This window comes from Butyricicoccus intestinisimiae, assembly GCF_018918345.1.
Taxonomy (GTDB): domain Bacteria; phylum Bacillota; class Clostridia; order Oscillospirales; family Butyricicoccaceae; genus Butyricicoccus_A; species Butyricicoccus_A intestinisimiae.
On record NZ_JAHLQI010000001.1, the window covers coordinates 353,604 to 375,314 of the forward strand.

18 protein-coding genes are annotated in these 21,711 nt (G+C 44.4%); 7 read left to right on the forward strand and 11 right to left on the reverse strand.

The features are described from left to right. Positions 1 to 11: 11 nt before the first annotated feature. From KQI75_RS01790 to KQI75_RS01810, 5 genes are all read left to right on the forward strand, one after another. Positions 12 to 1,835 carry an ABC transporter permease gene (locus KQI75_RS01790; protein WP_246566356.1) on the forward strand — a complete coding sequence of 608 codons (1,824 nt, stop codon included), beginning with the start codon at positions 12 to 14 and terminating at the stop codon, positions 1,833 to 1,835. A 326-nt stretch (positions 1,836 to 2,161) separates the two neighbouring features. Next, positions 2,162 to 3,379, forward strand: a complete 1,218-nt coding sequence (locus KQI75_RS01795; protein ID WP_216468972.1) for an ATP-binding protein — start codon at positions 2,162 to 2,164, stop codon at positions 3,377 to 3,379. Between the two features lie 229 nt (positions 3,380 to 3,608). After that, entirely contained in the window at positions 3,609 to 4,715 is a 1,107-nt protein-coding gene (locus KQI75_RS01800; RefSeq protein ID WP_216468973.1) for a carboxylate--amine ligase, read from the forward strand. Positions 4,716 to 4,732: 17 nt separating this feature from the next. Further along, positions 4,733 to 5,482 (forward strand): PHP domain-containing protein, encoded by a 750-nt coding sequence (locus KQI75_RS01805; protein WP_216468974.1) that lies wholly within the window; start codon positions 4,733 to 4,735, stop codon positions 5,480 to 5,482. Continuing rightward, the gene (locus KQI75_RS01810) at positions 5,457 to 6,737 is read left to right on the forward strand and encodes a polysaccharide deacetylase family protein (RefSeq protein ID WP_216468975.1); all 1,281 of its coding nucleotides are present in this window, start codon (positions 5,457 to 5,459) and stop codon (positions 6,735 to 6,737) included. Before KQI75_RS01805 ends, KQI75_RS01810 begins: the two co-directional genes overlap by 26 nt. Before the next feature lie 123 nt (positions 6,738 to 6,860). On the opposite strand, the gene KQI75_RS01815 is transcribed toward KQI75_RS01810, so the two are convergent. Both KQI75_RS01815 and KQI75_RS01820 read right to left on the reverse strand, forming a co-directional pair. Continuing rightward, positions 6,861 to 8,339 (reverse strand): MFS transporter, encoded by a 1,479-nt coding sequence (locus tag KQI75_RS01815; RefSeq protein WP_216468976.1) that lies wholly within the window; start codon positions 8,337 to 8,339, stop codon positions 6,861 to 6,863. Between the two features lie 1,095 nt (positions 8,340 to 9,434). Further along, positions 9,435 to 9,788: a winged helix-turn-helix transcriptional regulator gene (locus KQI75_RS01820; protein WP_216468977.1), complete on the reverse strand. Its 354-nt coding sequence runs from the start codon at positions 9,786 to 9,788 to the stop codon at positions 9,435 to 9,437. A 120-nt stretch (positions 9,789 to 9,908) separates the two neighbouring features. On the opposite strand from KQI75_RS01820, the gene KQI75_RS01825 reads away from it, so the two are divergent. Both KQI75_RS01825 and KQI75_RS01830 read left to right on the forward strand, forming a co-directional pair. Beyond that, positions 9,909 to 10,445, forward strand: a complete 537-nt coding sequence (locus KQI75_RS01825) for a flavin reductase family protein (protein ID WP_246566305.1) — start codon at positions 9,909 to 9,911, stop codon at positions 10,443 to 10,445. A 119-nt stretch (positions 10,446 to 10,564) separates the two neighbouring features. Next, entirely contained in the window at positions 10,565 to 11,341 is a 777-nt protein-coding gene (locus tag KQI75_RS01830) for an MBL fold metallo-hydrolase (protein WP_216468978.1), read from the forward strand. A 394-nt stretch (positions 11,342 to 11,735) separates the two neighbouring features. On the opposite strand, the gene KQI75_RS01835 is transcribed toward KQI75_RS01830, so the two are convergent. From KQI75_RS01835 to holA, 9 genes are all read right to left on the reverse strand, one after another. Continuing rightward, positions 11,736 to 12,446, reverse strand: coding sequence for a TetR/AcrR family transcriptional regulator (locus KQI75_RS01835; RefSeq protein ID WP_330655454.1), 711 nt, complete (start codon positions 12,444 to 12,446; stop codon positions 11,736 to 11,738). Positions 12,447 to 12,626: 180 nt separating this feature from the next. Beyond that, entirely contained in the window at positions 12,627 to 13,256 is a 630-nt protein-coding gene (locus KQI75_RS01840; RefSeq protein WP_216468979.1) for a putative bacteriocin export ABC transporter, read from the reverse strand. Positions 13,257 to 13,279: 23 nt separating this feature from the next. Then, the gene (locus KQI75_RS01845) at positions 13,280 to 15,469 is read right to left on the reverse strand and encodes a hypothetical protein (RefSeq protein WP_216468980.1); all 2,190 of its coding nucleotides are present in this window, start codon (positions 15,467 to 15,469) and stop codon (positions 13,280 to 13,282) included. Between the two features lie 77 nt (positions 15,470 to 15,546). Next, the gene (locus tag KQI75_RS01850) at positions 15,547 to 15,960 is read right to left on the reverse strand and encodes a hypothetical protein (RefSeq protein ID WP_216468981.1); all 414 of its coding nucleotides are present in this window, start codon (positions 15,958 to 15,960) and stop codon (positions 15,547 to 15,549) included. Between the two features lie 211 nt (positions 15,961 to 16,171). Continuing rightward, positions 16,172 to 16,882 carry a DUF4367 domain-containing protein gene (locus KQI75_RS01855; RefSeq protein WP_216468982.1) on the reverse strand — a complete coding sequence of 237 codons (711 nt, stop codon included), beginning with the start codon at positions 16,880 to 16,882 and terminating at the stop codon, positions 16,172 to 16,174. Further along, positions 16,879 to 17,409, reverse strand: a complete 531-nt coding sequence (locus KQI75_RS01860; protein WP_216468983.1) for an RNA polymerase sigma factor — start codon at positions 17,407 to 17,409, stop codon at positions 16,879 to 16,881. Before KQI75_RS01860 ends, KQI75_RS01855 begins: the two co-directional genes overlap by 4 nt. Positions 17,410 to 17,516: 107 nt before the next feature. Beyond that, positions 17,517 to 19,931 (reverse strand): ATP-dependent helicase, encoded by a 2,415-nt coding sequence (locus tag KQI75_RS01865; protein WP_216468984.1) that lies wholly within the window; start codon positions 19,929 to 19,931, stop codon positions 17,517 to 17,519. 130 nt (positions 19,932 to 20,061) lie between these two features. Continuing rightward, a complete protein-coding gene (locus tag KQI75_RS01870) occupies positions 20,062 to 20,643 on the reverse strand; it encodes a toprim domain-containing protein (RefSeq protein WP_216468985.1) in 582 nt (193 codons plus the stop codon). Beyond that, on the reverse strand, positions 20,640 to 21,710 hold the full coding sequence (gene holA / locus KQI75_RS01875; RefSeq protein ID WP_216468986.1) for a DNA polymerase III subunit delta: 1,071 nt from the start codon (positions 21,708 to 21,710) through the stop codon (positions 20,640 to 20,642). The genes KQI75_RS01870 and holA overlap by 4 nt, the downstream gene beginning before the upstream one ends. Between the last annotated feature and the right edge of the window lies 1 nt (position 21,711).

Sequence of the window (21,711 nt, forward strand, 5' to 3'; positions counted from 1 at the left end):
ATCCAGAGCTGATGGTCGCCATATCAGCTTTTTTGCTGCTGGTGATTTTCACCGGGTATCTTATCATCTATAACATTTTCCAGATCTCTGTTGCGGGGGATATCCGGTTTTACGGACTTCTGAAAACCATTGGCACAACGCCTCGGCAGCTCAAACGTATCATTCGCCAGCAGGCACTTCTGCTTTGTCTGATCGGCATTCCGGCAGGACTGTTGCTGGGCTACGGCATCGGCGCTGTTCTGGTGCCTGTTGTCTTGCGCTCCACCCAGTTGGATGCGGGCATCACCACCATCAGCACCTCGCCTGTGATCTTCCTTGGTTCCATGCTGTTTGCCCTGTTGACGGTGCTCTTGTCCTGCTCCAAGCCCGGAAAAATGGCAGCCAGGGTTTCTCCGGTGGAGGCTGCCAAATATACGGATGCGATGCAGACCAAGAAAAAACAGCGCAGCACCCGGGGAGCGAAGCTCCATCAGATGGCTTTTGCCAATCTGGGACGAAACAAGAAAAAGACGGTGCTGGTGGTGGTGTCTCTGGCACTGTCGGTGACACTGTTCAATGCGCTGTGTGCCTTTGTGGGCGGCTTCAGCATGGAGAAGTATGTATCCTCCATGACCTGCGCCGATTTTATCGTCAGCACGCCCGACTATTTCCGTTTCACCGAAGCAGATGAATTCATCACGCCAGAACAGATCGAGGAGATCGCAGCAAACACAAAGGCCAGTCTTTCCGGCACGGGATATGCTGTGCGAAAAACCGCATACCTGTGGATGACGGAGGATGCTCTGCGGCAGAACTATGCAAGGTACGAAAACACCGAGCAGTTGGACAGCCATATGAGCCGCATGGAGCACCGGGGCAATATGGTGATGGGAGATACCAGAATCGAGGCTCTGGATAACAGTCTGTTTGACAAGCTGCAAGTGTTCGACGGAGATATTTCTCCTATGCTGAAGCCAAACAATAACGCCATTGCCATTGCGGTTTCCTTAGATGACTACGGTAATCTGCCCAATCCTGAATACTACCCCAAGGTGGGAGACACGATTACCGCTACCTATGCGGATGATGTGAAATATATCGACAGCCGCACCGGAAAACTCTGCACCGAAGATACACCGGAGGAGTACCTTCAGGCAAAATTGTATGGAGCCAGAGATGTAGAATACACGGTCTGCGCCTTGGTAGAACTTCCGTATTCCATGAGTTATCGTTATGGTGGTGCTGGCTATGATGCAGTTTTGTCTGTGGACACCGCACAGAGGGACAGCGGTGGTGCAGCCATTCCGATGCTCTACCTGTTCGACACAGCGGACGAAGCTGACGAGGCCGAAGCAGAGCAATATCTATCGAAGCTCACTGCCGGTGAGTTTTCGCCCTTGATGTATGAAAGCAAGGCCACGGCTCGCTCTGAGTTTGCTCAGTTCCGGCAGATGTTCCTTCTGATAGGCGGTATCCTCTGTGCTATCATTGGGCTGGTGGGACTCTTAAATTTCTTCAACGCCATGATGACCGGTATTCTTTCCCGCCGCCGTGAATTTGCTGTGCTTCAGGCTGTAGGAATGACGAACCGACAGCTCAAAACCATGCTGATCTACGAGGGATTGTTTTACGCAATGTCCTCCGTAGCGGCGGCCTTTATTCTGTCACTGGCGGTGGGACCTCTTGCGGGGAAAATGCTGGGCAGTATGTTCTGGTTCTTTGAATATCGGTTCACCGTTCTGCCTGTTTTGCTGACAATTCCGGTATTTCTTCTGCTGGGGTGGCTGATTCCTTGCATGATGTATGATAACGCAGCGAAATGCAGCGTTGTAGAGCAATTAAGGGATGCTCAATAACTGTTAAGCAAAAACGGCCCTCTGCCAATGAAAAGGCAGAGAGCTGAAATTTAAAGTTGAAAATGATAAAGTAACGTGTGAAATGGAGGTGGAATTTGAACTGTTGGAGCATAATACAATTATGGATACTTTCCGCCGGCTTTATAGAGTGAAAAAAATGCCTAACTGCTGGAAGACACACGCCCTGAAAAGGGCTGCAGCTCATAACAGACGCATTTCTGAAATCAGAAAATATTAATCAGAATAAAGCAAAAGTTTCTGAAATGGGAAAATAATTTGATATTATGCGTATAATATGTTATACTGAGAAAAAGGAGGATGCAGATATGGTTGAACGAAAAGAATATCTTGATCGGCTTTGGGCATGGAAAGATGAGCAACAGATCAAGGTCGTGACCGGAATCCGACGCTGTGGAAAATCTGTACTTCTAGAACAGTATCAGCAGAAACTTTTAGCGAGTGGAGTCACATCAGAACAGATTATTTCTATCAATTTTGAGAATCTGGATTATGAACCTTTAAAAGACTATCTGAAGCTGTACAATTACCTCAAAGAACGCTTGTGTGCAGATAAGATGACATACATCTTTTTGGACGAGGTTCAGGAAGTTCCAGCGTTTGAAAAAGTAGTTGACAGCCTTTATATCAGAGATAATGTGGACATTTATATCACAGGTTCTAACGCATATATGCTGTCAAGCGAACTTGCAACGCTTTTGTCAGGACGGTATACAGAGATCAAGATGCTGCCGCTTTCTTTTCGTGAGTATATGTCTGTGACAGGCATGGCAAAAGAGGAAGCCTTTGCAGAGTTCATGAAAACAGGAGGCATTCCATATGTGGCGGTAATGAATCGCACGGATGAAAAAATAGATCAGTATCTGGAAGGAATCTATAACACCGTCATTGTAAAAGATATTGAGCAGCGGCAGGCGAGAAGAGAAAAAGAGAGCGGAAGACGAAAAATTACAGATATTGCGTTGCTGAAAACAATTGCCAGATATCTGGCAAGCGTCGTCGGTAGCCCAGTGTCTATGAAAAGTATAACCAACTATCTGACTTCATCGGGCAGAAAAGTATCTCAAAATACCGTCAGTGATTATGTAGAAGCCCTGACAGAGTCATTCGTTTTTTATCCTGTGGAACGGTTTGACATTGTGGGAAAGCAGCTCTTAAAGATCAATAATAAGTTTTATATAGTAGATATGGGAATCAGAAACCACATCCTTCCGAGAAAACGATATGATCTTGGATTTACCATTGAGAACATTGTATATCTGGAACTGTCGCGAAGGGACGGCAAAGTCAATATCGGAAAATATGGATCAACTGAGGTCGACTTTGTGACACAGAAGGAAGGTGTGCTTACCTATTATCAGGTGACCGCCGATATGACGGCGGAAGAAACCTTTGAGAGAGAGATGAGACCGCTGCGGAGCATTAAAGATAATTATGAAAAGATTGTTCTGACACTGGATCGATTTTCACTTGGAAATTACGATGGCATAAAAGTTGTGAATGTCATCGACTGGCTTTTAGAATGAGGAATCTGCGTATGAGTGATGTGGAAATCAGTCGAAAAGAGCAGACTAATAGTAATAATTAGGCAAAAAAAGACTCAAGCTGTGGCTTGAGTCTTTTTCTCGTTATAGATTAAAGGATTTTTGTGACTTTCATTCATTGTAGCAATATTATTGACATGATATAATAGATTATAAAACGAGTAACAATAAATACAATATATCAATTTTAAGCAGTCAAAGGACAAAAACAATGAAAACAGCAATTGTAACAGATGGAAAATACCGCATGTCAATCGCTGCAGTGCGGGCGTTGAGCCGAGCAGGGTATCGTGTTGTCGTGACGCAGACGCGTGGAGACGCAAAAGCAGCGCCGGCTGTTTCCGTTTCTCGACACTGTGCGCAGTTTCGGTGGATTGACGGCTGCGCAGCTGACACCGAATATAGGGAACGCTTGCTTTCGGTGCTGCAAGAATACGAAAAGCCGGTTTTATTTTGCGTCGGAGCTGCAACATTGAATATGGTTGCAGCACAGCGGGAAGAATTTGCATCTTTTGCAGATTTTTTGATTGCATCGAAACCGATTCTTGACCAGCTAAACGATAAAGAAATAGTACATGCCCGTGCGGAACAACTGGGGATTCCTGTACCCAAGCAGTACGATACCACACCGGATGTTTTTCCGGTTGTTGTCAAGCCGCACTGCGGAGAAAAATTTGGATTAAAAGCAGCAGAGCGTTATGCAGTCGCGCACAATGCCGAGGAATATGACGCAATCATGAAAAAAATGCGTCAATACGACCCGCAGCCGCTTGTTCAGCAGAAGATTACTGGTGACGGAGCAGGCGTCAGCTTGCTTCTCGACAGCGATAGTAAGCTAATCTGCGCGCTGTGTCATCGCAGAATCCGAGAATATCCGGTCAGCGGCGGTCCGTCTACCTGCTGTGAAAGCTTTTACGATGAAGCAATGATTGAACAAGCCTACCAGCTGCTGCATTCCTTTGGGTTTGTCGGATTTGCTATGGTAGAGTTTAAAGACTCATGTATCTTGGAAGTCAATCCGCGTGTTTGGGGCAGTTTCCCGATGACAGAGGCAACAGACAGCCCGCTTGTCGCGCAATACGCGCGTGCGGCGTCCGGACAAGCCGTGCAATACACGCCGAAAGATTACAAAGTCGGCGTTCGGATGCGATTCCTGCTCAATGATACGGTTGCTATCCTGCATTATTTGAAGGCCGGACAGATTGGAACTGCACTGCGCGGCATGGGAGATGTTTTCACGGCGAAAGAAGCGCTGCATTGCAAAGGCGATAATCAGGTATTCCGAGCCTATCTCAAACAGAGCCTGCTGAAACGATAGAAAGAAGGAAAAGGTGTATGACCATTCGGTTGGATTTACATGTTCACTCGCAGCGCTCTGCGGATGGCTGCATGTCTATATCGGAAATCGTAGCGCAGGCGCGAAAGCGCGGCCTGCAGGGGATTGCAGTCTGCGACCACGATATCGCGTTGGAAACCGTTCCGCAGTATGATGATTTTTTAATTATTCCTGGAATTGAAGTATCTACAGATCGCGGGCATGTATTGGGACTGTTTATCACAGAACAAATTTCTACCAATCAAATGGATGAAGCTGTACACAGCATTCACGCACAAGGCGGTTTGGCTGTGATTGCACATCCATTCGAACATAGTCAAGATATCCATCGTTTGGACGATGTAATAGAACAATTAGACGGCATAGAAGTTTGGAATGGACGGGCTGATCGAAAAAATAGACAAGCCAATGCCATGGCGTTGAAATTGGCAAAACACTGGAACAAACCAGTCACTGCTGGAAGCGATGCGCACATTTCAGAAGAAATCGGAAATGGTGTTGTTATATTGGAAGTTGATGCACTGCATTTGGAATCGGTTCGGCAGGCACTGCTCCAAGGTACAAATCAAGTACAAGGAAAACGCGGACGCTCTATGTGTGTTGCAAAGAGCCAGCTGCAAAAACGAAGAAAAACAAACGCGCATGCATCTGCGTATGGCAAATGGGCATTATTTGCCGCAAAATGCTTCGCGGAAGATTGTCTGACAAGAAAGGAAAAAACGCATGTCATTGATTGTAAAACTAGGTAAGAAGGGAAAACGAATCGTCAAAAAGTTTATCACACCGGTCGAAAAGCATACCGTAGGATATACACGCCGTATCGAGCGTGTCAAAACCAGCAAGCGCATTTGCGCGATGACGTTCGATGATGGTCCGATGGGAATGCCGGCATCTCCGGATCGGTTTGACGGAAAGCCATTGACGGATGTTCTGCTCGACACAATGAAAGAATACGGCGCCAGAGGCAGCTTTGATGTGATCGGTGATACCAGCGCAAACTATCCGGATAAAGCCGGTAAAATCGGCAGTGCTGCATGGGGCGGCATCAAATTTGACCATTATCCGGACATTCATTGCGATGACAAGGGCGGTGCAGAACACAATGACCGTCTCATTCGCCGCATTTTGGAAGAAGGCCATGAAATTACCAATCACAGCTACAGACATTTGATTTTTGGCAAAAAACCGTTTGTGTATGGCGCAAGAGAGCATCTCAACGGCTTAGATGATGCAGTTGCTGACTTAAATCGTCTGCATCAGTTGCTGAAAACCAAATACGATTACACCATGACGCTTTCTCGTCCGCCGCACTATGTCGATAAGATGCCGGATGGATTTACAAGCTATGACGCGTATGATGCCATGAATTATCAGTATATGGCAGCTTCTTTTGACGGTGCAGGCTGGCTTCCGTCTACGCATACCGATCCGGAACAGGCGCTGCAGGCAGAAGTGCAGGCTATGATTGATCCGATTCGTCATGCGTTGGAAAAAGATCCGGATTTCTTCTGCGGACAGATTATTTTCCAAAAAGACGGCTACAACATGGCCAAGCGCACACCGGTCGCTTTCGCACTGGGTGAACAGCTGAAAGTATTGCAGGAATATGGCTATCAGGTTGTCAGCGTGCGCGAATTGATGAAAGAAAGTCCGTTTGCGGATGTTGGTCGGGATGATCCGCTGTTTGAAAAGCTGGTAGAATTGGCGAAAGAACACGCGATTGTATTCTCTGATAATCATTTGAGACTGGATGATAAGATGACAATTGGGGAGTTGGCAATGCTGCTCGCACCAAAAAAAGAAGCAATCTCACGCCGTGTTGCAAAAATCCGAAAGAATAAGAAGGCTGGCACGTATGACGGTGCACTGTCTTGGTGTCAGGAGAACGGCATTCTGCCGACATCAGTGAAGGCAGAACAGTTCGTTGAGTCACTGCCGGAAGCATATTTTGAGCAGACCAATGATTTTACGCGCCGCGGCGTATATGCAGCGTACAAAAAATGATGATATGTTAGGAGAAATTCTAGCATATTATCATTCTGAGCTAGACAATAAATATGTACAAGAATAACCAGAAAACCCCGTCACAGAAGCGCTTCTGTGACGGGGTTTTTGCACATCAATTATTTATTCCAACGTATCCACGTTTTTACCTTCGCGTGCAATGAGTTCCTTCATCATCTTGCCGTATACTTTATCCAAGCTGTAGCAAGCTGCGATGGCGAACATAATTACCCACAGAGCAATCGGAACATACAGATAGAATGCTTTAATCGCACTAATTGCCGCAGCGGTCTGTTCAGCAGCAGTTGCCTTCAATCCGTTAAATGCCGCCATAGACAGGATAGCACTCATAACAGCAGAAGTAATACCGGAACCGGCCTTTTGACCCATGCTCATAGACGAGAACATCAAGCCCTCTACACGGATGCCGTTTTTCCAGTGACCATACTCAATCGCGTCACTCGGCAGCGAATACTGTACGCCATAGAACGGTGCAATACCAAATCCGCGCATCATACAGGTCACGACACCGAGCGGTACGCTGGTAATATTCGCAAGGAACAGCAGCTGACCGGCGATGCCCAGCAGACAGCCGGCACAAATCAAGTTGCGCTTACCGTATTTCGGCAGCAGCTTCGGCAGCAGGGCAATGCCGACAATCGTGCAAATCTTTTCAGCGGCAGACAGCGGCATAACTAAGTTTACATCACCAAGAACATACTGGCAATAATATGTCAGGTCCGTACCAATGATAATCTGATATGCCGTGTAGAACAGCATCAGACCCAGCGCAATCAGAAAATACTTATTTGTAATGGTGGCTTTGAATGCAATTTTGAACGGAATATCTTCTTTCTGTACTTCGTCTGACTTGACACGTTCCGTACAGGTTGTATACGTGTTGAGCAAGATAAATACCGAGCACAGCGCATATGCAGCGGTTACAATAACCCAAGCAATCTGTGGATTATGTGTCATGTCGGCAACTTTATTGATGAGCGGCAAGGTAAATGCCGTTACAATCATGCTTGCCGTGATAGAAAGCAGCATGCGGATATTGCAAATGGTGTCTCGCTCCGTGCGGTCACGGCTCATCAGCGATCCCAGCGAATGAAATGGCTGGCTGATTGCCGTGTATACAACGGTGTTCATCAGATTGTATGTCAAAAATGCATAGATAATCTTGCCGGTGTTGCCAAACGGCGGCATGGTAAACAGGAGAACGGCCGCTGCTGCGTACGGTAGTGCTAATCTCAAAATCCAGATACGAGCCTTACCATATTTGGAGTGCGTGCGGTCAATAATCGTACCCATCAGGACATCGGAGAATCCATCAAAAACACGCGACAGCAGCAAAATCATACCAACCGCACCGACAGAAATGCCTACAACGTTCGTGTAAAAGTAGGTGAGAAGGGTAGTTGTGATTGTGTATATGAGCGTCAGTGCCGGATCGCCAAAGCAATATGCCAATTTCTCCGACATAGGCACTTTGATAAACTCGTTCATATCCTTGTTTTTCTGCTTAAAATTAAGAAGTTCTGCTATACCGCCTTCATGACTTTTGGATTTTCTCATGCTGGTTACATCAGACTTTTCCATAATTATTCCCTCCCGTTGCACGCGTGTTTTTTACAGGGATGAAAAACACTGTGAATTTAGATTTTGTTTATTATATCACCGCGTGCGCGTGAACGCAAGCTACTTGTATGATTTTAACCGTAACAAAATTGTCAAAATCACTTAGGAAACTATCAAATATTTCGCGTAAAGAATAAAAGAAAACGAAAATCTGACAAAAATTTTTCCGCAGATATAACGTATATTGTGCACGTTCGTAAAAAAATATATGCTGGAACATACGATAGTAAAATACAAAGAATGAATATGTTATATTTATATCAAAATATAGTTAAAAAGTAACAAAAAAGTGTGGAGATTTATCATGGAGCTGTACAGGGCTGGAACATTTTTATGTATATTTTAGGGCAGCATCCAGTTGTATGGCAAAAATCGTACAAGGCGGTTGTGGAAATGGCGGAAATTGACGAACCGGAGATTCAAATGCCATAGACGCAGATGTCAAGACGTGATTTTTGGCAGACTAATTTAAAAATACAAAAATCATGCATTGGCGAACTTCAGATCCGACTCAGCCGAGTCAGATTCACAGCCGTATATCCAGCCGTTCTTGAATCGTAGATTGTAGATATGAGCCTATAGGAAATACGGGAAGCAAGCGATACATACCGATAGATTCTGAACAAAAAACTGCGCAATAATGCAACACATCATAAATCCGGCGCAAAAGCCCGAACCGGTCAGTAATTTGGCCTCGAAAGGACAAGTTTATTAACTGAACAAAATAAAAATTTTGTTCAGTTAGAGATAGGGTCTTCCGGAAATACAGCCAAAATGAACGAATTTCTTCGGTTTTACGGACAGCGAAAAACCAACATATAATTTGTAAATTTCAATTGATAGTATCTCTGCTTTGTTTCGATTTAGATTTAAATGTATTCATTAGAATTTTCAAGCAACAAATAGTCCTTGCGTTTAACAAAGACTATTTCTGCTTGAAATGTTTTTTCAATTCTGAAAAACTACAAAATCTCGATATTGCCGTTAAATTACGCCATTTTATCGTTGATTTATTGTTGATTTATGATGGTACATTTGGACGCTTGTTTTAGAAATTCAAGGGATATATTTTGTTCCCCACTGCATAATGGAATAAAATACCGGCAGTAAATCTTGCCCTTTCAGTGTTAGAGAGTATTCTACTCGCAACGGCATCTCATTGTACTGGATTCGTTGTATCAAATCATCGGCTTCCAACTCTTTGAGGGCATTTGTCAGCGCCGTATTTGTAATTGGCTTTAGCATCTTTTTCAGTTCACCGAAGCGCATGGGCGATTTAATACAAAGTTCATAGAGGATTTGGAGCTTCCATTTTCCTTGCAGCATCTGCACCACTGGCGTGACCGGGCAGTTTCCCTCATCGGTCAGAATCACGCTGCCTACCTTTTCTTTGAATTCTTCATAGGTCATGATTTTTCTTTCCTTATCGCTTTTAGTATAATCTTTGATACCAGGTATAAATGATTTGCGTACTTGACCAAATATTGCTATCAAGTATAATAAATATATCATGAGTTGGCCGTAGGGTCAATGAATGATATTTATCAGAAAGGCCTGAATTTTATGAAAGAACTGAACATTATGGAGGCAACCGTTTATACCTCCCCCAACCCGCTGACTTTAATCTGTTCTCTGAATGAGGATGGCACCACCAACTTGGCACCCATCTGCTTTGTTTCCTATCTCTCTTTCAATCCGCCGATGATTGGATTTTCCGCAGGAAAGCAGTCCCACACCGGCAAGCGTGTGCGGGAGACGGGTAAAGTCATCGTTACGATCCCCGGTGAAAGTTTGGCTGGCGCGGTGATGGCCTGCGGCAGTTCCACAGGTGCGACGGCTCATAAGGTTGCTGAAAATCACATTGAAATGAAAGCGGTAGACAGCAGCGATATTCAGATCCCGACGGACACCCGGCTGGCCATGGTAGCTACCTTGCAGCAGTCCGTGGAGGTTGGCGACCACATCCTTCACATCTGCCAGGTGGACAAATTCCTAGGCGATGAGGAAAAAAAGGGGTTGTATGCCTGGAATGGCTTTGGAAAAGTCGCGTCTGCAACAGAAGGCTAAATGCGGCGACGCCATGAAGCAGGTTTATGACGCAGGCATCCGCACTGTGTGCTTTATCGCTCCGGTTTTTCTATGGAGTGCTGCTAACGAATAAATAAACCCTCAAAAGGAGACTAAACATGAAGATTCAGCAAATTCGTAACGCCACCATTCGAATTGAGTGTGCAGGCAAACATTTTTTGATCGACCCTTGGTTTCAAAAGAAGGGTACCGGTATGAGCGCACCCTCTCCCGATCCGGAGAGGGCGAAAATTCCATCTCCTATAACTGAACTTCCTTTTCCTGTGGAGCAGATCATGGAAGGGATTGATGCTATGATCGTCACCCATATCCATCCCGACCATTTTGACCCGGAAACAGCAGCTATGCTGGACAAAAGTATTCTTGTTTTTGCTGTAAATGAAGAAACCAAAACCCAAATTGAAGGATTTGGCTACACTTCCGTCATGGTACTCAAGGATGAAGGGACTGATTTTGACGGCGTGGTTCTCATCCGCACGGAAGCTATGCATGGAGAGTCACCTGATCAGGCGGCCGGACCGGTCTGCGGCATCATTCTTCAAGCGGCTGAGGAGCCTGTCCTGTACGTGGCTGGGGATACTGTGTACTATAAAGGGGTTGAACAGGCTTTGGAACAGTATCGCCCGGACGTGGTAGTGCTCAATGCCTGCGGTGCGGAGCTGATGGGGCTTGGGCGCCTCATCATGGGGGACGAGGATGTTTTGAAGGTATGCGAGGCCGCACCGGATGCCACCATCATCGCCAGTCATATGGATGCCGTCAATCATGCAACTGTCAGCCGTGCTGGACTCCGTGATTTTCTGAAGAAACACGGTAAGGATGGACGTGTATTAATTCCAGAGGATGGAGAATGCTTAGAGTTTTCGGGAACGTAATCTCGGTATGACGAAATCATTACGGTGCTGATCATCGTCCTCTTCTGTTTCTTGAACAGCAAGTATAATGTCACCGTAAGGGCGGCAAGGCCATCAACGACCCCGCCGCTCGTCTGTTATCGCTCCTATTCTGCATGGCAAAGTAATTTGTACGAAATCTTGACATAGGAACACATAAATAAAAGAAGCCACCAGCACCACTGCGTTTCTCGCAGAAGTGTTGGTGGCTCGTTGTTCGCAATCTCGCGATTGCTGTATTGGAAATCACCTTCTCGTTTTCGTTGTATCTCCGTTTGTATCATCCCATTTTCAAACAGAGAACGTGCTTCGAGAACGCTCTTTCCATTCCATTCATCTCCCCAGAAGTGAATGCCATCCAAAAGTTATGATTGCTCTATTCGCTAAGCGAAAAGTCAAAATGCATAGCCAGCGTTTGAAACAGATGCTGCATGACTTGATCTGCCAAATGACACATGTCTAGCTTTTGAATAAATGCTATGACGTTTTTTATCTCTGATTCCGGTACGCAAAAAGCTCGCAGACTCATCGTTAAAAATCGTTCCAGTTTTTTATCCAATGTAAAATATATATCACACTTATGTGCCATATACGCTTGCATAATTCCTGCAGAGCCGATTTCCATCTCGTAAAAATCACTTTCGCTGAGCTGCGGCTGATACGAGCCAAAAATCTGATACAGCTCTTTCGCCGTGTTTCGATTGATGTACTCCGCAGCTTCTTTCTGCATATATGCTTCTACATAAATATCCCGCAAAACTTCATTCCGCTCTGTCAGTGTAAGCTGAATGCTTGTCTCCACGGCATAGATATAAATCGGCGCAGCCGCCTCTCCGGCGATCTTTCGTGCAACACCAAACTGATTGCTGAACATAAACTGTACCAGTTCGATAAGCACGCCGTCTTTTGCGTGAAAGATATTTTGAAACGTGCTGACAGAAACATGTGCCTCTCGCACAATTTCCGCAACAGTTGTTCCTCTATAACCCTTTTCTAAGAACAAGCGCACGCAGGCGGATAAAATACGTTTTTTTGCCGCAAGGCTCGCCTTTGTGATTGCGATAAGATCGCCTTCTTTCTCATACACTCCTTGGTATGTGTACCAATTATACCATGGTGTTCTCTACTTATCAATGCTGTTTCGTAAATTTCTCGCCGTCTTTACAAAAAAATTAGCAGGATTTACGAAATATCACAGTGTTCGGATAAATAGAATGGACTCGCTCCTTGTTTTAAGAAAGCAAGTCCGTTCTATTTATGAAATGGATTATAATTCCAGTCGTTTCGGGCAACTATTCGCTACCATCATATCGTGCGTGACAATCACAACCGTCTTTCCATCATCATGTAATTGATGCAACAATGAGATGACCAAATCTCGATTGCTTGGATCCAGCGAACCTGTCGGTTCGTCTGCCAAAACGACTTGGCATGGCTTTAAGAACAATCTCGCAATGGCAACGCGCTGCTGTTCACCGCCGCTTAACTCTACAACCTTCTGTTTCATCATTTCTGCCGGCAAATTCACTCGTTCCAGAGCTTCACCGATGCATTTTTTTTTATTTTTCACGTGTTGGTACGCTAGTGCCCAGTTCAAATTTTCTTCTACCGTACAATTTTCCATCAATGCAAAATTCTGGAACAAATATCCAATAGTATTCCGTCGCAGCAGCGTTGCCTGTTTGCTATTGATTTTCGGATTTCGAATATCATTAAAAAGCAATCCGCCGGACTGATATGGCTCTAACAATCCGATAATGTTAAGCAACGTACTCTTACCCTTGCCGCTGCCGCCGGTGATGGAGAGCATGTCTCCATCACCGATAATCAGGTTAAAATTGGTCAGAATATTGTGACTCCCGAACGATTTATTGATGTCTTTTAAAATAATTGGCATATAGATTCTCTCCTAGTTCTTATTTATCCTCGCGGTGCCTGAATACCCTTTCGTGCCTGCAAAACAGTCTGGACCAGCATTTCCATCAGCAATGAAGCAATACATATTCCTGCGCAGACGCCTATTCCCGCTGTAGAAGTGCCGATTACACGCATCAGATTCAGAAAAACAAATACGATAGCCCAAAATATGGCCGACTTCGCATAGTATGGAAGATTGCATCGAAAAGCTGAATATCCGAGCAAGCTCATAATGTACAGTTTGCGATGTTCTGCTTGAAGGATCGTCAAGGCACTGATAAAAATCAAAACAACAAATACAATGGAATATGCAATACTAAAGAAAATTTGTTGCCGCAATTGCTGCTCTACACGGTATATTTTGTCGGAAACGCGATCATATGCATTATTGACAATGGTTACACTATCTTCTAATCCACAGGCTTTTATATCTTTTTCAAAATAGGCCAAATTTTGTTCTGACTGTTTGGCCGGAATTTTTAGATAATTGCCACCACTGAACAAATCCGCCATTAAATTCTTGCTGATCGACACATTGTTATACACATATGAAATCGGGTCTTGAATATAACAGTCGTGCGCCATGCCAACATCCGGATCATAGGTAAAATAGTTCTGATTATCCTTGACCCAAGTAATTTGAATAGGATAATCAGAGTGTTTCTGCTCTCCATTCTTACCAAGATCATCCATGATATAGTAATCAGAAGTAATATCTTTGACAATCTGTTCTTTCAGCGTCTTTTCATAGGACTTGAACTGTTCCGGAATTAGCACATGAACAACAGCCTCATTCTGGTTGGTAAACTGCACACGGTTGCCGTCCACATCATAAATCGGATTCTGCTTTAAATACTCATAATTGATACTGATATGGTTGTTGCTGACGTACTCTTTCTTGTCCGGCGTGCTAAAATCATCCTCATCGGTCTGCTGCAAAACCGTGTCATAGTTATCGTTGGATTTTTCAATAATTGCGCCAGTAGCATTGAACAGCAATGCACCTCGCTCGTTTTGAATCGCAAAAAATTTTTTGTATTCGGCTGTTAACTCCTGTTGTCCGTTTAGGGTCTCCATTCGATCCGATGTCAACGGCAGCTCGACATAGTTTTTCAACATTTCTAACCGTTCTGCTGAATTTCCATATGCAATATTTTGCTGATATAAACCAATTGCTGATGCAATCATCGGAACCAACAGCAAAACGAGAATCAATTTATACGCATAAGCAGTTCCCAAAACACTCTTGTATGGAAACTTGTTCTTGATGATTCCAACTGGACGAATACTGGAAATCAATCCGATATGAAAAACAAAAACGATGGCATAGACAAACGCGGTAAGCACAAGCGCCAATGCAAAATATACTTTCAAAAAAGAAAATCCAAGCGTCAATCCATTGTAGCAATACAACGCAATCGCCGTCATTCCTGCCACACTAGACATCATGACAACGGATGTCGGCACATATACACGTGGCAAAAATTCTGCAACCAACTTTTGGTTACTATACCCCAATATTTTTTTGATAGTTTCCCCTTTGAGCTCTTGAAATAGCAAATAAAGTGCCAACAACGTCGTGATAATAATCAGCAAAACAAGCAACTTTCCGTATTGGGTAATCGCATCATGCAAACCATAGGTATCGTTTGCTTCTCCTCCAATAAACGTTGCTTGATATTGTGTGCCGTTTCCAATCTCATTTACTTTTTGTACGAATGCATCAGCATCCTCTTGGTCAGAAGAAACAACTTGTACTTGCTCCATGCTAACGTTTGGTTTTCTGGATGCCAAAGAGTATAGATTGATTGTATTTTCCACAGAAAAAACAGAAATCTGTCCAACCTGTTCGGAATTTTTCGATGGTTTACTGGAAACATATTCTCCAGTCTTAACCGGCATCGTTCCGCTTTTTAAGCGTTCTGTGTATTTATTTAGGTCAGATGTATACACGCTAACCGTCTTTTTTGATTTGTCATAGTCATATTTCATGACTTCCAGATTCAAGCTTTGAGCCGCTTTTGCAATTTCTGTCATGGGTTTTCCAATTTCATCCGCTGAAACTTGAATTTGTACATTAAAACAAAAACTAGGCGAGAAAAAAGTCTCTCCATTTGTATTAAAATACGTGAAAGTCATCCAACTGACCAAGCAAAATAAGCAGCCTAACGATAATGCAAAGATTTTTTTCATAATACTATTATCCATCGTTTGTCTACAGCAATCTCACTTTTTTAGATGAGATTGTTGTAGATAATGTTTGTTACTTACTATTGTACTTCATAGCCATACCATGTTCCAAAAACAATTGCTCCAAATGTTCCTAAGGTAGCGCTTGACTGCCGCATATTCTTTTCTCCCACTTCTAGCCAACCGCTCCAGTGTTTTCTATCCCAAGCACCATTTTTCGTATAAACACGAGTCTTTTTGGTACTGGACTGCGCGCATGATGTGATAGTTCCGTCCTTTAAGATACCACCATACCATGATCCCCCGTCAATGGAATCGACAGAATAGGTCGCCCAACCATCTTTTTTATTTCGGATATCTAGCAGAGAAAATACATCCCCGTAGTTAGTAACACTAGCATCATGGTCATTTGTCGTTGTAACTGTACCATAAACCCAATAAGCAATCAGTAATACAATCAATGCAATAACAACCGTAACAGATCTTTTGAACATATTATATACCTCCTTGATGTTCATCCAGTACAATCAATATATGTTGTACCATTTTGGGCCTTCATTTACTAACAACCGTCAGTAATCAGATTTTCGGACAAATATTTCAAAAAAAATTTGAAATATTTGTCTAGTAAATAATTTTGCCTCCCTTCTATTTACTACAACCATAGAAGGGAGGCAATCTCGGACAATTTTTCCAAAAAAATTTTTATTTATTTTTTGCTTGCGGTATTGTTATGTTTTTCGCTATTTTTATGAGGTTTTCTTTAGATACCGAACCGGAAAGCTCTATCACACAACCACTTTCATTCCATACCAATGAACGGAAGTTATCGCTCTCATCTTCAGTCAGAGTAGCCGTAGTGCCACGCAATTCTATTTTGGAAACTGTTGCATCTTCGCTATACCATGCAACGCTCCCAGATTCTACTGTAACAAACGTCTGATCTAATCCAAAATTCATATCATTAGAATCTTGATAAAAGACATGATAGTATCCATTTTCTTCATCTCGTGTTTCATTTACTCGCTTCATGCCATCTGGAATCCAACCGAGCTGAGCAGGTGAGAATTCGTCTATGGTATTGTCACCTCGCATTGTAACGGAATTTTCAGTATAACCGTCTTCTCGTTGAGTGAATACTTGGAAGAAATCCCGATACGCCGCACGGACATCTGTATTAAAAAATGGCAGCGCAATCGCAATAATAAGAACAGCAGCAACAGCATTTCGACTGTAACGGAGTACTTTTCTCCGCTTTTCCCGACGATTTTGTTGTTCAATCAGTCCCTGCATCTCTTTTTCAAACCACGGTGAGAAGGTATGCTGCTGTTTTTTTGCTCCTTCTGTACACGTTTCATCCATATACTGTGCCGCTTCGGATGCCGCCTCGCGGAGCATGTCATCTGTTAGTTTCATAGCTCTATTCCCTCCTCCTGCAAATATTTTTGCAATTTTTTCTTACCACGGCTGATTAGTTTTTCTACTTTGCTCACAGAATATTCTAACATCTGTGCAATTTCTCGATTGCTATAGCCCTCTGAAAATTTTAATAGAATTACTTGACGATAGCTCGGCGGAAGTTTCACAATCGCTGCTGCCAACGGCGAAAGAGATTGCGGTGGATGTTCCTCATATTCCGGCTCTTCTGTAACATCCTCCAACGAGACCGTTGTATGCTTATTTCGCTTGTGATACAAATCAATTGCCGCTCGTTCTGCAAGAATAACAACAAAATGACGTGTTTCTGAGCTGTTTACATCCCGAATTTTTTGGATATTCTTTGCGATTTTCATAAACGCTTCGCTGAGAGCATCCTCTGCCCAATAGTCATCGTGAAGGATTTCTCGTGCTCGGTACATCATGAGCGAACGATATGTATAATAAATTTCTTCTAGTTTTGCCTGTTCTTCCGGTTCATCAATCAATGCCATACCGGCAATCATTTTTTGATACCTCCATGTATGTCTGTATTTTTCACTCATTATAATCATCGAAAATTAAACTGTCAAGCAAAATCTCCCGCTTGTATAGCACAAACGGGAGATTTTGCTTACTTCTTCGTCATAAAATTCATTGCCGATTTTGCCATCAACCGCTTGGTTCCAACCTTATCAAACGTGATTTCCAGCAAAATATCGCCGCCCATCGGCTTACACGAGGTAATCATGCCGTGACCAAATGCCTTGTGATCGACTTGATCGCCCGGTTTTAATGCCGGTGCAGCGACTGTTTGGGCTGTTTTTTTCTTGGCAATCACAGGCTGCTTTTTATGTGCTCCGGAAATGTCATAGGCTCGGCTGGATTGATATTTCGGGTTTGGCTGTAAATCCAGTTTCTCCTGCATTTCCTGCCGTGTCTCCGAAATATTCGAGTCAACGAACTGTTTTGGAATTTCTTTCAAAAATTGAGACGGTTTGGAATATTGCGTTCTGCCGTACATCATACGACGTTCTGCACAAGTCAGATAGAGCTGCTGCTTTGCACGCGTCACAGCAACATAGCACAACCGCCGTTCTTCCTCCAAATCTTCTTCTTTTTCCATCGCACGGAAGCCTGGGAAAATGCCTTCTTCCATACCGACAAGAAATACCTGAGGAAATTCCAATCCCTTCGCCGAATGCATCGTCATCATAACAACAGCGTCAGAGCTTTCATCCATGCGGTCAATATCGGTGAACAGCGAGACTTCTTCCAAAAATCCTTCCAGTGTCGGCTGTTCCTGCCGAGACATAAAATCGGCAATGTTGGATTTTAACTCCATGGTGTTTTCAATTCTGCCCTGTGCTTCCTGCGTCTCTTTTGCTTTCAGCGCTTCCAAATAACCGGTTTGAACCATGACCTGTTCATAGAATTCATCCAGCGGCATATGCTCTTTCATTTTTTGCAGATTGGTGATGAGTTCCGCGAACTTTGTCAGCGCATTTGTTGCGCGTCCAAGTTCCGGATGCTCTGCTGCATGAGAAACAATGTCAAACATCGTCGTGTTGTTCAGTTCCGCCAGCATCGCAGCTGTTTCAACGGTTTTGTTGCCAATTTTGCGTGCCGGTACATTGATGATGCGGCGCAGGCGCAAATTATCTGTCGGATTGGCAATGACCCACAGATACGCCAGCATGTCTTTTACTTCTGCGCGGTCAAAGAATCGCAGACCGCTGACAATGCGATATGGCACACCGTTTCTCTTAAATGCGCTCTCAATGCTGTTGGACAGCACATGATTGCGATATAAAATCGCATAATCACTGAAGTGTTTTCCGTCAGCGACGCCTTCGGTAATCATACGAGCGACATATTCCGCTTCGCCTTCCTGCGTATCCGAACGGTGGAATCGAATTTTTGCTCCGTCACCGTTGTCTGTCCAAAGCTCTTTGCCTTTGCGGCGCGCGTTGTTGCGAATCAGCTCATTTGCCGCACTCAAGATATTTTGCGTAGAGCGATAATTCTGTTCCAATCGAATGGTCGTTGCGTTTTTGTATTGTCCCTCAAATTCCAAAATATTTGTGATGGTTGCGCCGCGGAACTTGTAAATGCTCTGATCGTCATCACCGACAACACAGATGTTTTCATATCCGCCTGCCAGCAGGCTGGTCAGTACATACTGTGCATGGTTGGTATCCTGATACTCATCCGCCATAACATAATGGAACTGTCTTTGATAGCGCTCCAAAATGTCCGGATTGCCCTGCAGCAGCTGCACAGTTTTCATAATAATATCATCAAAGTCCATGGCATTGGATTCTTTGAGCTGCTTTGCATATTGTTTGTAAATTTCTGCTACAGTAGACTTGTAATAATCCTCTGTATTTTCTATGGCGTATATGCGCGGTGTCTGTAAATTATCTTTTGCTCTGCCGATTGCGCTGGCGACACCGCGTACATCAAATACTTTGTCGTCCAGCTTGTTATTTTTAATAATCGCCGTCAAAACCCGTTTTTGGTCATCGGTATCGTAAATTGTAAATGAGCGGTCATAACCAATGGCGTCACATTCTCGGCGCAAAATGCGCACACACATAGAGTGAAACGTACTTGCCCAAATATCTTTGGCAAATTCTTCTCCTAGTGCGCGCTGCAGGCGGCTTTGAATTTCCTTTGCGGCTTTATTGGTAAATGTAATCGCCAGAATTTGCCATGGGCGGGCGGGATTGACGCGGCACAAGGTCTCTGCGCGCATACGATGTTCTTCCGTCGGATTGCGCAGGTATTCTCTCAAGAACAGCAAATCATCTTCTGTGGCGTCCTCCGGCGCATATGCATAGGAGTATCCTTCGCCAAATCGCAAAATATTGATGATGCGATTGATTAAAACCGTTGTCTTGCCGCTTCCGGCACCTGCCAGCACGAGCAGCGGGCCTTCGGTGTGAAAGACAGCCTCGCGCTGTTTTTCATTTAAATGCTGAAATTCTCGTTCGATAATTGCCGCACGCATTGCAGCGTATTGTATGTCAAATCTTGATTGCTCCATGAGCGTCTCCTTTATTTCCGTGCTTTCCTAACAAATCTAATTTATTGTATCATTGCAGGTATAAAATATCAAGTCGATGAACAACAGGGTGGCATCGGTATCATCCCGCGCCACCCTGCAATCGCTTGTCTTATAATTGCTCGATTTTTTGTTTTACCGTGTCGTAATCCGCCACGGCATTGATAAATTCCAGCAAAGCATTGGCCGTCATATGGGAAGGCAAATCCAGCGCTTGAAGCAATTGTTTGCGCTTTTCCTGACTGCCCGGCATACCGGTTAATCCCCACTCGTAAAAGTCTGCTTTGGTAATTTGCGGACGGTTGGGTCTGCTGTCCAGACAATCAACACCGGCTTTTTGGAGTGCCTGTATAATTACTTGGTTTGGTACACCCTCTACGCCCAGCGTTCCTTCTTTCGAGCCTTTTGTCTTGCGTTTTTCTTTTCCGGCAATCTGCGGAATATAGGCGTGGCGAATCTGATTGCTCGGAATCGCGCCACGCAAATAATTGCGAATGACAAAGCCCGCGCCATCGCTGTCCGTCAGCACCAAAATGCCGCGTTCCGCCGCAATGCGGCGAATCAACTTTAATTTTTCCTTGTTGTTAAAGATGGCAAAACCGCCGGTTTCGATGACAACAGTATCTACCAGCTGTTTGATTTTATTGACATCATACCGGCCTTCTACAATAATTGCCTCTTTGATGTGTATCATCGTCTGTTTGATTTCCTTTCTTCCAAGTTTTCCGCCAATTGCAGCAGCAGCAGTTCCAATACCTTCTGTCGATCAGAACCGGCGGATTTCATGGCAACATCGCTCTCTCCGCACAGCAATACCGCGCGCCGCAGCCACTTCACAGAAAGCTGCGCGGCAGACTGCTGCATTTTCCGAGCATAATATGGGGACTTGCTGCCGAGCAGTTCCATGAGCTGCGTTTCGCTGCTGTGTGCCTCAAGAGCAAGCCGTGCTGCGTATAATCTCTGCATGTGGCGTGCCACAGCGGCAAGCAATACAATCGGTTCATTTTTTTGTGCAATCAATTCTTGAACCAATCCCAATGCGCGGTCAAATCGCTGTGCCGTAATCGCGTCAGTCAAATCGAACGTTACAGCGTCCAGTACTTTGGTACACACCGCGTCAATATCACTTTTCTTGACGGAATCCGTTGCGCTGTGTGCACAGGCTTTCTCAATCTCTGACAGCAGATTGGTCATAGACGTACCGCAGATAAACAGCAAATAGTCACACGTATCGTTGTCTATCTGCTTGCCTGCCGCGCGCACATGCCGTTTGACCCATGGAATTAAATCATGCCGTTCTAACTGGGAAAAATTTGCAATACACCCTGTTTTTGCAATGGAAGCATACAATTTGGTGCGCTTGTCCGGTTTAAGTTCTATCGTATCATAGTAAAAAACCAAGCAGACGAACTCCGGCAAATCGCTTAGAATGGCGGGCAGTTCGTCTTTGAGTGCGGCAGTCGGCTTAAAGATATCCAGATCCTTCACGACAATCATGCGGCGTTCCGCCATCATCGGAAAACTGTCCACCGTATCGCGCAAATCTTCTGCGGTCAGCGAAGCGCCTTCAAATACCGTGTAGTTGAAATCGCGGAAGGTTTCATCAACGACCTCTTTGTCCAGCGCTGCCAAATAATGCTGTTTTAGGTAGGCTTCCTCTCCGCCGATGACATACAACGAACCGACCGTATGATTTTTTAAATCTTGTTTGAGTAATTGTGTTCCATCTGTCTTGCTGGACTTCTTTGCTTTGGGCGGCATC